The sequence below is a fragment of the Peribacillus sp. P4_B1 genome (genome assembly GCF_056402395.1).
This window is the reverse complement of record NZ_JBFUHM010000081.1, coordinates 1-12,167: the sequence shown is the minus strand read 5'-3', so window position 1 is coordinate 12,167 and position 12,167 is coordinate 1. Positions and strand designations below refer to the sequence as shown.

The window sequence follows — 12,167 nt, the reverse complement described above, 5'->3', positions numbered from 1 at the left end:
TTTTAGGCTCTTTTCGTAAAGATTGTTGTTTTTAAAACGAAACTATTTAAGGTTGATTGGAGCGGAAGTGCGAGACTCCGGGAGCAGCGGGACAGGTGAGACCCCACAGGCGTTTACGCCGAGGAGGCTCACCGCCCGCCCTGCGGAAAGCGAGCATCTGGAGGGCAAATCAACCACAACTCACTACCTGGTAAATAGCAACAAAATATGTGAAAACAGCCTACTTTTAAGATCATATTTACCTCAATAGCAGATTGGCTGCCCCCATTATTTATATAACTTTGGAAAACCTGGATCTTGAATTCCTTGGAATAAGTTAAAATTCATCTCCCTTTTTTAGCCATAATAAAGTCCCCTCCAAGTAATAGTGTAACATCCATGTTTTTTCATGGACTTTTTACACTTTCTACTTTAAGGGGATAATATCACTTATGGGTCTTTTTTTAATCGATGTCAAGCTTGATTTGTCCGTTTTTTACACATTTGAATATTTATACTTTTGGATTTATTGTGTATAATGTAAGCAATCGGTTAAAAATGAGGATTGATATATTGATGTTCAAATGCTTGGAATTCAAAGATTGTTTTGGACATAAGGTCACCATTTCAGAAATACCTGTCTTACTGCCTAGTGATCCGAATTTTTTTATGTTGACCGTGCGTTTGGAAGTATTTGTAAAGAAAGTTTTTGCTAATAAAGATCATAAAGAAAATTACTCATTTAAGCATTACTTAGCATCCGTACTCAAATGGCCCGTATATAACAAGATTTTTTTTGGGGGCTTACTCAATAATGCGTGATGCGGACTGACCCATAGCTAACTTCTCCGATAAAAGAGATGCCACGAATGCCATGTTAATCGGCATGCGTTCGGGTTAGCTCATGGGTCGGTTTTTTTTTGTGATCATTTCAATAGATGAGTATTCTCTCACTTGAAAAAGATAACATTTGGTTTGAATGCGTACCTTTAATAGGTATAATACAATAGATATGTTAATTAGGGATGTGTAATCATGAATAAAGTAAAAATAGTAACAGACTCAACAGTCGATATGACACCGGAAGAACTAGAATATTATGATATAACAATGGTTCCTTTATCGATCTATATAGATGGGGAATCTTTTTTGGATAAGGTTGAAATAGAACAAGAAGAATTCCTGAAAAGGATGAACCGATCAAAAGAACTTCCAAAAAGCTCACAACCAGCCGCAGGTACCTTTGTGGAGGTATATAATGAACTTGGAAAAGACGGCAGTGAGATTATTTCCATTCATATGACAGGTGGCATGAGCGGCACTGTACGCTCAGCGGAAAGTGCAGCAAGCATGTCTGAATCGAAGGTTACCGTTTTTGACTCGAAATTCATTTCAAAAGCAATGTCATTCCAGGTGATCGAGGCAGCGAAGATGGCGAAGGAAGGGAAATCCGCAGCAGAGATAATCGATCGCTTGAAACACATTAAAAAGCAGTCAAGTTTAATCATTGTCATAGAAACACTTGATAACCTCGTTAAAGGCGGAAGGATTGGCAAAGTTTCTGCATTTATCGGTTCATTGCTGCACATAAAGCCGATTGCACTTCTGGACGATGGTGTCCTGAATCCTGTATCCAAAGCCAGGAGCCAGTCACAGGTAGTGAAGTTCATCATTAAGAAATTCAAAGAAGATACACAAGGCAAAAAAATTAGCGGCATTGGTTTTGTACATGCAAATGGTTTTGAAATCGCAGATAAAGTCCGCCAGGCCATTGCAGATTTAACAGGGTATCAAGACATAAAGATAGAAGCAACCACTGCCGTTGTCAGTACCCATACAGGTGAAGGCGCCATGGCAATCATGTATTATTGGGACTGATAAGGATAAAGCTGCATGAAATTGCGTATGGGAGATGTCTTTCATTTGTAAAATTGTCTTAAATTCGTAAAAGTGTTGCTGTCCTCATTCCTATTGGTCTGTTAGAATAAATAAAGTAACAGAATATTTTATACATAAAGGACGGGGTAGGGATGAGAAAGCTGCGTTTGCGTATGGCAGCTATGGGGGCATCAATTTTATTGCTGTTGACAGCATGCGGTTCCAATGGTGTACCTGATGCCAAAAATTGGGATCTTGAGGATTTTAGTTACATTGATCAGGAAGGTAAAGCTTTTTCAAAAAGTGATCTAAAAGGTAAGGTTTGGGTTGCGGATTTTATATTCACCAGCTGCAAGACGGTCTGTCTGCCCATGACTTCCAATATGACGAAACTGCAGCAGCAATTGAAGGATGAGGGTATATCTGATGTTGAGTTCGTTTCATTTTCTGTCGACCCGGAGATTGACAAGCCTGATGTTTTAAAAAAGTATGGTGACCAATTTAATGTCGATTACAGCAATTGGCATTTTCTAACCGGTTATGGTCAGGAAGAAATTGAGCGGTTTGCACGGGATAACTTTAAACTAATCGTCAAAAAACCAGAGACGGGAGATCAGGTGATTCATGGGACCAGCTTTTTTCTAATTGATCAAGAAGGAAAGATCATGAAGGATTATACAGGTCTGCAGGATATTCCCTTTGATGAAATTATTAAGCATATTAAAATTTTACAGAATTATTGAACAGGTTAAATGACCTGTTCTTTCTGTTTTCATCTATTCATACGGATTTCTGGTAGGGCCCATTAACGCTGGTGAAAATGAGGTAAGTGGTTTTGAAAAATCAGGGGAAGTGAAGAATGATTTTACATGCTAAGTAACATGCTAAATTTTATAGGACTAGCTTTCATTCCTTGCATTTTTCATATTGTATAGTAAGGAATGCTCAAGTAAGGTATATTGTTTGCAATTATTCGTTTTCTTCGTGATATAATACATGGGTAGGAAGGTGAGGGTCATGAGGTACAGAATCACCTGTCTTTTCATATGCCTAGTTTGGATTTCAGGCTGCGGCCAAAGTGAAACGGCCTCAAATCAGCCAACTATTCAGCAGAAAAGCAGAGTTGAGCTGAGTAAAAAGGAAACAATCCCTGCCAGCTTTTTTCCGGACCCTGTGAAAATCGTATCGATAGGCGATTCCTTGACTCAAGGTGTCGGTGATAGTAAAGATAATGGCGGGTATCTGCCTTATTTACAAAATAAGCTGGTAAAAGAACCATCGATTACTTCCGTTGAGATGATTAATCATGGCATACGTGGAAATAGGACCGACCAACTATTGAAAAGACTGGATAAAGCTAGGATTAAAGAAGACATAAAACAAGCTGACTCGATTGTTGTCACGATCGGTGGAAATGATATCATGAAGGTCTTTAAACAGAATTTCTCCAATTTGGAACTGAATCAGTTTGATTCGGCTAAATTAGGGTATGAAAAAAGATTGAGGCAAATACTCGATAAGGTCCGTTCCGAAAATGATCATGCCCAAATTTACCTGGTGGGCGTATATAATCCCTTTTCCAAATGGTTCGCAGATTTTTATGAACTTGATATGATCATGAATGATTGGAATGAAAGCGGGAAAGAGATTATTGAAGAATATGATTCAGCCTATTTTATTGAAATAGCAGATATTTTCAAGGATTCTAAAGAGGATTTGCTTTATGATGAGGATTTTTTTCATCCAAATGACCGCGGATATGAATTAATCGCGACAAGAATCTACAATGATATGGATATTACCACTATCGGAAAGGACACATTGGAAGCGAGTGCCAAAGGAGATGATGACCAAGAATGACAAATATCAAATGGAAGACTATGTTTATTTCCCTATTAGCCCTAAACATCCTGGTCATCGTGTTTGTTTTGATTTTAGTTAATTTGCCGACTAAAGATAAAGATCTGATACCAAAAGTAAGCCACGAAGAAGATATCCAATTTCAAATTCACACGAATCGGGAAGATCTGACAAGATTAATTAACCAGTATCTTGATAAAGAAGGCCTGACGGGATCCATTCATTACGAAGTATATTTAACGGATGAAGTCGAGTTATACGGTACAATGCCATTTTTCAATCGTGAAGTGGAAATGAAATTGACTTTTGAACCAATCGCCCAAAAGAATGGGGATTTGATCTTAAAGCAAAAATCAATTGCCATCGGACAAATGAACCTACCTGTTTCATATGTAATGAATATAATAAATGAGCGTTATAACATGCCGGATTGGGTAAGCATCAACCCAAATGACGAAAGTATTTATGTCTCATTACAGGATATGGAATTGAAAAGCGACATTAGGGTCAAGGCGAAAAAATTCGATCTTAAAAATGACGACATTTCATTTTTATTGACCATCCCATCATCATTACAGTGATAGGGAGTAAATGAATAAAAAACCAGGATCAATTCATCCTGGTTTTTTATTCATTTATGGAGAGAGTGTTACGGTTTCCAGCGTGGATGGTTCCCGATTCAATCCGATTAAATAAATGGTTGAGGGAGTATTTTTGCGGAAATTATTATTTGGCAAATGAAGCGCAATCTCTTTTGTCCCAGCTTTCCTCACTTCAAAGTCGACTATCATGGGATGTAAATTAAGATATTCGCTTGCTTTCCTGAAATGGAGATTTTCAAAAACGACATCACCATCTTTGACGGCAATATCTACCGACGGTAAATCATCTGAAAGATGGATGAATCGAACCTTGGCTTCATTTTGAGGAACAAACGGATGATCTTCGAAAGTTAACATATTCAACGACCCGTTAGCCCATGTAGCGGCTACAGTATAGGACCTCCCGCTTTCGAGCGTCACTTTACGGCTCAAAATTGAGGTGCCTTGCCCGCTGCGGTATATATCCAATTGGTAATTGCCAGGGGGGAATGTCGAATAATCATTGTTCTCTTTAAATGAGAAATTTTTAAGAATACGCATTTCATTTAAATAAACATCAAACGATGGAGCTGTTGGGGCAGCATGAATAATGCGAACTTGTGCAGGCAGTATGACATTCATTTGTTCAAATCTCGATTGTTGTGTTTCTTTTTTGAGACTTTTCAAATGCTTATGGTAATAATAATCATGCAAATGCGGATTGCTGTATTTATAATAAGACGATAGTAAATCATAAGTTATCGCTTTTTGTAAATATGATTGTTTATCGCTCATTTCTTACACCTCTCATTTTTCCATAATGATCTCATCATATGGTGATATGCTTGGACGTGTGTCTGGACCATTTTCGTTAATAGGGACTTATCGGCATATTATTTTACAGGGCAAAATAAAAGCGTTAAAATGCATTCAATGGTTTGTTTGTAAAAAAGGGGGATTTTCATTTGACAAAGCAATTAGGGAAAGCAACATTCGCAGGTGGCTGTTTTTGGTGCATGGTGAAACCGTTCGATGAGCAGCCTGGCATCGAATCCGTTATCTCGGGTTATACGGGCGGGACTACGGAAAATCCTACTTACAAAGAAGTTTGTTCTGAAACCACGGGACATTATGAGGCTGTTCAGATCACCTTTGATCCAAGCGTATATCCATATGAAAAAATAATCGAGATGTTTTGGCAGCAAATTGACCCGACAGATGCTGGAGGGCAGTTTCATGACCGGGGAAGTTCTTATCAAACGGCCATTTTTTATCATGACGAAAACCAACGTAAAATTGCTGAAGGATCCAAAGCTAAGCTGCAGGCGAGCGGGAAATTTTCCAAACCGATTGTAACGCCGATAATACCAGCTCAAGCGTTTTATCCAGCCGAGACATATCACCAGCATTATTATAAAAAGCAACCTGAGCATTATGAAAGATATTCGATTGGCTCAGGCCGAAAAGCATTTATAAAACATCACTGGGGGGAAAAAAATGAAAAGTAAAGAAGAATTAAAACAGAAACTTTCGACGATTCAATTTGAGGTAACGCAAAATAATGGTACGGAACCAGCATTTAACAATGAATATTGGAACTTGAAGGAGGAAGGGTTATATGTGGACATCGTTTCAGGTAAACCTCTTTTCACTTCAAAGGAAAAGTTTGATTCAGGCTGCGGTTGGCCAAGCTTTACTAAACCGCTAAAGGAAGAGGAAGTGGTGGAAAACCTCGATACGAGTTACGGTATGAGAAGAATCGAGGTCCGCTCAAAAACTGCCGATTCTCATCTTGGTCATGTTTTCAATGATGGACCGGGACCATCGGGATTACGCTATTGCATCAATTCTGCCTCATTGAAGTTCATCCCGCTCCAAGAGCTTGAAAAAGAGGGATACGGGGAATATAAAAAGCTTTTTGATTGATTGGAAAACCCCCCTATCAGATTATGATAGGGGGTTATTTATTGAGTAATATTCAATCGGTGATGATCGATGCGATCCGGACATATGGAATGATGGTAAGATCCATTGCTTTAGTTCTGCCAGTCACCTCAAAACGGACCTTATGTGAACCGGGAGGAAGCCCATTTGTGACAAATAAATATCTTTCACGGGCAAACGGCCACCACGTATTCAAAGTCGTGGTTTCATTTCCATCGATCCATACTTTAACTTCCCCGCCATCGGGACTCCTGAGCAGCTTCACTCCAAGCATACTTCCATTGAAGTTATATTCAATCACACTGCCCTTTTCACTACTAGTAAAATAGCCGCCCTTTGGACGGAAACCGTTCATTTTTTCATAGTGGTCAATCTCCGATAATTTAATATCAGAATGGGCATGAAGCTTAGATGGAAGGGCTGCAACAGTCTTCCCACGTTTTATATTATCCAGGAAGCGTTCATAAATTGCATTAGCATAAAATTGATAACCCAGCCCATTTGGATGAATCAGATCTCTGGTCAATTGCTTTTCCGTATATCCTGAATCTTTGAATATTGGACGCATATCCACATTAGTTGCACCATAATGTTTGGATAAAAGTCCGATGGCTGATGCAAATTCCTCATATTTCAAGGAACTCTCTGTTATTGTGAACAATTCAGCATTAGGGTTGAGACGTTTTGCCTTTCTCATTAAAGCTTCATATGTCATGGTAAAATCATCGACATTCATATATTTGCGGTCGTTTTCACCGAAAATGAAGAATATCAAATCTTTATGATCATGCTGCCTTCTTTGGGAAAGCTTAAATAGACCTTCAAAAGCAGTGGATCCGCTTTGGACAACGTACTCTCCGTGTAAAGGAATATCATTGGTTTTGATCATCATATTTTCTAACTGTTTGAACCATGTTAGATTAGGATTTTCAGCTCCTGACCCTCTTCCGATACTGTCACCAATAACGAGATACTGAATGGGCTGGCCTGATTGGAATTTTTGATAAACATTTACTGAATCATCTGACCCATATGTTTTAGGAGCTTTTTGAAGGACATAGCAGATGAGAAGGATCGTGGCGATTGCAGCGAAAGGGATGAAGGATTTTGCGTTCTTTTTCAAAATTATGTTCCCCCGTATTAACCTTTTATGTATCTATATAGGAATGAGATAGCTTAAAGAGGCTAAGAAGTGTTTTTTCCTTATTATATCCCAATTCTAACACAATAAATATAAAACGTTTTTTTGACATTTTTTATGTTGCTCTTTGTGGTTCGCCTATTGTATGTATAACGGTTCTGAAGGTGTTGATTCGAGAAGTTTTTTCTTAAATTCAAAAAAATAGGCAAATGCACAGACCGAGGCGGGCGTAATGACATATGGTAAGGTGTAAAGAGAAATCAGAATTCTAAAAGGAGTGGAACTTAATGTACGGATATGGTGGATATGGTGGAGGATTTGGTTATGGTGGTGGATTCGGTGGCGGCTGCGGTGGCGGTTGCGGATTTGGATCAGGCTTCGCATTAATCGTTGTCTTGTTCATTCTGTTGATTATCATCGGTGCTTCATTCTGTTGCTAATTGAATAACTAAAAGACCAGTTGATAAAGCTGGTCTTTTCTTTATGCAGGGAATTTGGTGGTTTGACTGGGAATCTTTACAGAATCCATAATTGTTTACTGATAGGATAAGGATATATACAGTACAGGCAATACATAACCATTCCTTTTTCCAATACGGTACAACGGGAATGACGAGAGGATGCCAATGATGAGGAAAACGGCGCCAAAAGGATTCGAAAGGAAATTATGACTCCCAGTTTTTTTGCAGGGAAGATTGGAAAAGGGAATTTCAGTACTTAAGAGTCTTGGTTGTTCTTTATTCACCATTTCTGCTAAAATAACGACAGATGTAATTAATTTAGGGGGATAAAGATATGAAACCTTCCCATTTACAAGCAGGGGATGAAATTCGCGTTATTGCTCCCTCAAGAAGTTTGGCGATTGTCAAAGGGGAACAGCGCAGATTGGCAGAAGAAAGATTGACTGAGCTTGGTTTTAAAGTGACATATGGTAAAACGGCTTTGTTCCATGATGACTTTTTCTCGAATTCGATTGAAGACCGGGTCGAGGATTTGCATGAGGCCTTCAGGGATCCGAATGTTAAGGGAATCTTTACAGCCATCGGGGGGTATAACGCTAACCAATTGTTACGATATATCGATTACGAGTTGATAAAGGAAAATCCAAAAGTGTTGATGGGGTATAGTGATATAACCGCAATTTTACTGGCCATTCATAAAAAAACAGGCATAACTACATACTCAGGCCCTCATTTCTCGACGTTCGGGATGAAGGCTGGTCTGGAATATACGATGGAATATTTTAAAAAGGCTGTTATTGAAAGTGAAGGCTTTTATCTTGATCCAAGTGAAACGTGGAGTGATGACTCTTGGCATTTAGAACAGGATGACCGAACTTTCCACCCGAATGCTGGATATATGGTCATTCAGGAAGGCGAAGCGGCTGGGACGATCATTGGGGGAAACCTTTGTACACTCAATCTATTGCAAGGTACAGAGTTTATGCCTTCTTTAAAGGACAGTATCCTTTTCATAGAAGATGACGAAGAAAGCCATCCATTCAGCTTTGACCGGGATTTACAATCCTTGCTGCATCAGCCAGATGCAAGTGGGATTAAAGGAATCGTCATAGGCCGTTTCCAAAAGGATTCGGGAATGACTGAATATGCTTTGCAGGAAATCATTGCTTCCAAAAAGGAGATAAATGGGATACCCGTGATTGCTAATGCCAATTTTGGTCATGTACATCCATTTGTGACGGTGCCGGTTGGTGCAAATGCAGTAATGAAAGTGGAGAACGGAAAAGCAACGATCCATATCCATTCATGATACAATTTGATGACGCCGTTCAAAAAGTGGACGGTGTTTTATCTGTTCAGGGTATGTATAAATGTATTTTTCATTTTGGAGTATTTTAGGAGTCTTTCCGCTTACCAACACTGGAAATAGTCCTATTTTACAAGCATTATTAGGGAATATGAGTCTAATTGTTCAAATTCTATATTTTTCTGATATAATACTAAGAGATTTAAAATAGAAAAGGTGATTATGTGTTATTAACAATTCCCGCATCCATTCGTTTAGAAGGGGCTTTGGCCGAGTATAATAAAAAAGGCCGTGTGAGCCATACATGTTTCGTCTGTAACGAAGACACTTCTAATGGGGATGCAAGTAACTTGAACTACTATAAGTTAGGAACCAAAAAAGTTTGTCATTCCTGCATGAAAAATGTTTTGCGTCATCCGTCTTTAAAAGAGTATGAATATGTACATACATCAGTTATCGATAAAACTGCTTTTTATAAAAATGTGCTGGCTGTTTTAAAGGATGAAAGTTTTTTGGAGTCAATTCGTGAAGAAAAACTAAATAGCGTATTGTAAGAAAAAAGTGTATCTCTTGTGGATACACTTTTTTTGTTCCTATTTTTTTCCGAACATGAAACCAAGAAATTTATCCGTTTACATGCATAGGTCAATTTCCTTAGCAAGATTGCCTTCATCTGGACATACACTTTACAATAATGCATTTGTTTATAAAGAGAAGGAGTGTGTGGGTTTATGGAGCAGTCCTCATTGATCAAGCCGGTCCTGGGAGGAACCTACCCGACTATCAGTCATGGTCAGGGAGTGTTTTTATACGACAAAGAAGGAAAGGATTACCTTGATGCTTCTTCCGGTGCTGTTACTGCCAATATTGGCCATGGCGTCCAGGAAATCATGGAGGCGATGGTAAAACAGGCTCGACAGGTTTCATTTGTATATCGTTCCCAATTTACCAGTGAAGCTGCAGAGAATCTTGCCGGAAAAATTGCTGAATTGACCAAAGGGGATCTGACATATAGCTTTTTTGTAAACAGCGGCTCCGAAGCGACTGAAACTGCATTGAAAATTGCCATCCAGCATTGGCAGGAAAAAGGGAAGCCCAAGAAACAGAGAGTCATATCGAGGTGGATGAGCTACCATGGTATCACGATGGGGGCTCTTTCAATGTCTGGCCATCCGATTCGCCGGGAACGATTTACTCCTTTACTTGAATCATATCCTTCTGTATCTCCTCCATATTGTTACCGGTGTCCACTCCAACTTGATCCCCATACGTGTGGTATGGCCTGTGCTTCTGAATTGGAAGCGTCGATCCGGCGTATTGGCAGTGAAAATATAGCTGCTTTCATCGCAGAACCTGTTATTGGAGCAGCCGGAGGTGCCATTATTCCTCCTGATGGTTATTTTCAAAAACTCAAGAAAATCTGCGAAGAGAATGATATTTTATTCATTGCCGATGAAGTCATGACTGGATTTGGACGTACCGGTAGGATGCTTGCTTCCGAATATTGGGATGTGGAACCTGATATCGTAACATTTGGTAAAGGTATGAGTGGCGGGTATACCCCGATAGCGGCCGCAGTAATGACCAAAAACGTGATGGAGCCAATAATCAAAGGCTCGAAGTCAATTATCGGAGGCCATACGCTTAGTGCAAATCCATTATCGTGTGCGGTTTCTTTGGCCGTTTTAGAATATGTCGAGAGGAATGAACTTGTCGAAAAATCAGCCGATAGGGGAAAGGACCTAATTAGGGGCCTGAAGAAGTTAGCTGGGAAGTATTCCTTTATCGGTGATATACGTGGCAGGGGTTTATTGATTGGCATCGAATTTGTTCAGGATAAAGCCACGAAGTCCCCATTTCCGAAGGAGGCTGATGTGACCAATGAAATCATTGAATTGGGAATGAGGAATGGAATACTGCTGTATCCCGCGGCGGCAGGCCTTGACGGTGTGACCGGGGCAGCCATCATCATCTCCCCCCCGTTAACGATATCGGAAGAGGAGTGTGCAGAATTGTTAATGCGGATCGATATAACTTTTCAGCAATTCAATGAATCCAAAGGAAAACGTCCAGCACAACAAGGAAGTGAGTCATAGTGCCGGAAAATACATTCCAGAAGATTTGTCGTTTGGAGGATGTCCGCTATCTCTTTAAAGATAATCAGTCCATCCTGTATGGGGGGTTCGGTGGCATAGGGACACCTCCAGGATTGATCAATTTGATTTTGGAGTCAGGTATAAAGGGTTTAACCTTGATTGGGAACGATACAGGTTTCCCTGATATAGGAATTGGAAAACTTGTCACCCAACGCCGTGCGAAAAAAATCATCGTTTCCCATATCGGTTCCAATCCAAATGCAGGACTATTGATGAACAATGGAGAGCTCGAAGTGGAGTTCTCTCCGCAAGGGACGCTTGTCGAACGCATCAGGGCCGGGGGGATGGGGCTAGGTGGGGTATTGACTGATATTGGAATTGAGGCTGATTTCGTCCGGGACGGCAAGCAAACAGTAAAGCTAGGTGAGAAAAATTATCTGGTGGAATCTGCATTAACTGCCGATATTGCCATTGTTTATGCAGAAATGGCAGATCCTTATGGAAATCTCATCTTTGATAAAAGCGCCAGGAATACGAATCCACTTGTAGCTACGGCCGGACAAATCACTATAGTCGAAGCCATGCAAATCGTTCCGCTTGGCTCTTTGGATCCAGAGGACATCATTGTACCGGGTGCCTTTGTGGATTATATCATTCCATCAAAAGGAGTCGATTGGAAATGGGTTTGGGAACCGAAGATAGAAATCGAATAGCGAAACGGGCAGCATCAGAAATAAGCGATGGGATGCTGGTCAATTTGGGAATTGGCATTCCATCCCTTGTACCGAATCATCTTTTGAATGACCATAAGGTTATGTTTCATGCTGAAAATGGCCTTGTAGGTATTGGCAGTTCTCCTGAAAAGGGTAAAGAAGATGCCCATCTTTGCAATGCTGGGGGGCTGCCGATCACCATTAGAGG

At 40.0% G+C, this 12,167-nt stretch carries 16 protein-coding genes; 14 read left to right on the top strand and 2 right to left on the bottom strand.

Annotated elements, in window-relative coordinates; translation table 11 throughout:
* Positions 1–25: 25 nt before the first annotated feature.
* The 6 genes from AC1DVK_RS25160 (at position 26) to AC1DVK_RS25135 (ending at position 4,298) form a co-directional block, all read left to right on the top strand.
* Positions 26–250, top strand: coding sequence for a hypothetical protein (locus AC1DVK_RS25160; RefSeq protein ID WP_477627653.1), 225 nt, complete (start codon positions 26–28; stop codon positions 248–250).
* 200 nt (positions 251–450) lie between these two features.
* Positions 451–801 carry a DUF2535 family protein gene (locus AC1DVK_RS25155; RefSeq protein ID WP_477627652.1) on the top strand — a complete coding sequence of 117 codons (351 nt, stop codon included), beginning with the start codon at positions 451–453 and terminating at the stop codon, positions 799–801.
* A 213-nt stretch (positions 802–1,014) separates the two neighbouring features.
* Positions 1,015–1,857, top strand: a complete 843-nt coding sequence (locus tag AC1DVK_RS25150) for a DegV family protein (RefSeq protein WP_477627651.1) — start codon at positions 1,015–1,017, stop codon at positions 1,855–1,857.
* Positions 1,858–2,009: 152 nt separating this feature from the next.
* Positions 2,010–2,600, top strand: coding sequence for an SCO family protein (locus AC1DVK_RS25145; RefSeq protein WP_089364054.1), 591 nt, complete (start codon positions 2,010–2,012; stop codon positions 2,598–2,600).
* A 274-nt stretch (positions 2,601–2,874) separates the two neighbouring features.
* Positions 2,875–3,717 (top strand): SGNH/GDSL hydrolase family protein, encoded by an 843-nt coding sequence (locus AC1DVK_RS25140; RefSeq protein ID WP_176431997.1) that lies wholly within the window; start codon positions 2,875–2,877, stop codon positions 3,715–3,717.
* Complete coding sequence (locus tag AC1DVK_RS25135) at positions 3,714–4,298, top strand: YpmS family protein (protein WP_089364052.1); 585 nt, start codon at positions 3,714–3,716, stop codon at positions 4,296–4,298. Before AC1DVK_RS25140 ends, AC1DVK_RS25135 begins: the two co-directional genes overlap by 4 nt.
* Positions 4,299–4,352: 54 nt before the next feature.
* Here AC1DVK_RS25135 and AC1DVK_RS25130 read toward each other — a convergent pair whose 3' ends face one another.
* Positions 4,353–5,093 carry a DUF4397 domain-containing protein gene (locus AC1DVK_RS25130; protein ID WP_477627650.1) on the bottom strand — a complete coding sequence of 247 codons (741 nt, stop codon included), beginning with the start codon at positions 5,091–5,093 and terminating at the stop codon, positions 4,353–4,355.
* A 221-nt stretch (positions 5,094–5,314) separates the two neighbouring features.
* Between AC1DVK_RS25130 and msrA the strand changes: the two genes are divergently transcribed.
* Positions 5,315–5,806 carry a peptide-methionine (S)-S-oxide reductase MsrA gene (gene msrA, locus AC1DVK_RS25125; protein ID WP_410860975.1) on the top strand — a complete coding sequence of 164 codons (492 nt, stop codon included), beginning with the start codon at positions 5,315–5,317 and terminating at the stop codon, positions 5,804–5,806.
* Positions 5,796–6,224 carry a peptide-methionine (R)-S-oxide reductase MsrB gene (gene msrB, locus AC1DVK_RS25120; protein WP_477627649.1) on the top strand — a complete coding sequence of 143 codons (429 nt, stop codon included), beginning with the start codon at positions 5,796–5,798 and terminating at the stop codon, positions 6,222–6,224. The genes msrA and msrB overlap by 11 nt, the downstream gene beginning before the upstream one ends.
* Before the next feature lie 52 nt (positions 6,225–6,276).
* Here msrB and AC1DVK_RS25115 read toward each other — a convergent pair whose 3' ends face one another.
* The gene (locus tag AC1DVK_RS25115; RefSeq protein ID WP_477627648.1) at positions 6,277–7,365 is read right to left on the bottom strand and encodes an SGNH/GDSL hydrolase family protein; all 1,089 of its coding nucleotides are present in this window, start codon (positions 7,363–7,365) and stop codon (positions 6,277–6,279) included.
* Positions 7,366–7,670: 305 nt separating this feature from the next.
* Between AC1DVK_RS25115 and AC1DVK_RS25110 the strand changes: the two genes are divergently transcribed.
* From AC1DVK_RS25110 to AC1DVK_RS25085, 6 genes are all read left to right on the top strand, one after another.
* Positions 7,671–7,823 (top strand): YjcZ family sporulation protein, encoded by a 153-nt coding sequence (locus AC1DVK_RS25110; RefSeq protein ID WP_081108834.1) that lies wholly within the window; start codon positions 7,671–7,673, stop codon positions 7,821–7,823.
* 355 nt (positions 7,824–8,178) lie between these two features.
* On the top strand, positions 8,179–9,153 hold the full coding sequence (locus tag AC1DVK_RS25105) for a S66 family peptidase (RefSeq protein WP_477627647.1): 975 nt from the start codon (positions 8,179–8,181) through the stop codon (positions 9,151–9,153).
* Between the two features lie 221 nt (positions 9,154–9,374).
* Positions 9,375–9,704, top strand: a complete 330-nt coding sequence (locus AC1DVK_RS25100) for a hypothetical protein (protein WP_089364046.1) — start codon at positions 9,375–9,377, stop codon at positions 9,702–9,704.
* A gap of 177 nt (positions 9,705–9,881) precedes the next feature.
* Positions 9,882–11,246 (top strand): aspartate aminotransferase family protein, encoded by a 1,365-nt coding sequence (locus AC1DVK_RS25095; protein ID WP_410860956.1) that lies wholly within the window; start codon positions 9,882–9,884, stop codon positions 11,244–11,246.
* Between the two features lie 23 nt (positions 11,247–11,269).
* Positions 11,270–11,959, top strand: a complete 690-nt coding sequence (locus AC1DVK_RS25090; protein ID WP_477627654.1) for a CoA transferase subunit A — start codon at positions 11,270–11,272, stop codon at positions 11,957–11,959.
* On the top strand, positions 11,926–12,167 hold a 242-nt coding region (locus AC1DVK_RS25085), incomplete at its 3' end, for a CoA-transferase (RefSeq protein WP_477627646.1). The genes AC1DVK_RS25090 and AC1DVK_RS25085, both read left to right, overlap by 34 nt.

Bases quoted from the DNA above. Each gene is read 5' to 3' on its own strand.
- AC1DVK_RS25130 (WP_477627650.1), bottom strand. From the start codon at position 5,093: ATGAGCGATAAACAATCATATTTACAAAAAGCGATAACTTATGATTTA.
- AC1DVK_RS25135 (WP_089364052.1), top strand. From the start codon at position 3,714: ATGACAAATATCAAATGGAAGACTATGTTTATTTCCCTATTAGCCCTA.
- AC1DVK_RS25145 (WP_089364054.1), top strand. From the start codon at position 2,010: ATGAGAAAGCTGCGTTTGCGTATGGCAGCTATGGGGGCATCAATTTTA.
- AC1DVK_RS25155 (WP_477627652.1), top strand. From the start codon at position 451: ATGTCAAGCTTGATTTGTCCGTTTTTTACACATTTGAATATTTATACT.
- AC1DVK_RS25140 (WP_176431997.1), top strand. From the start codon at position 2,875: ATGAGGTACAGAATCACCTGTCTTTTCATATGCCTAGTTTGGATTTCA.
- msrA (WP_410860975.1), top strand. From the start codon at position 5,315: ATGGTGAAACCGTTCGATGAGCAGCCTGGCATCGAATCCGTTATCTCG.
- AC1DVK_RS25110 (WP_081108834.1), top strand. From the start codon at position 7,671: ATGTACGGATATGGTGGATATGGTGGAGGATTTGGTTATGGTGGTGGA.
- msrB (WP_477627649.1), top strand. From the start codon at position 5,796: ATGAAAAGTAAAGAAGAATTAAAACAGAAACTTTCGACGATTCAATTT.
- AC1DVK_RS25150 (WP_477627651.1), top strand. From the start codon at position 1,015: ATGAATAAAGTAAAAATAGTAACAGACTCAACAGTCGATATGACACCG.
- AC1DVK_RS25105 (WP_477627647.1), top strand. From the start codon at position 8,179: ATGAAACCTTCCCATTTACAAGCAGGGGATGAAATTCGCGTTATTGCT.
- AC1DVK_RS25095 (WP_410860956.1), top strand. From the start codon at position 9,882: ATGGAGCAGTCCTCATTGATCAAGCCGGTCCTGGGAGGAACCTACCCG.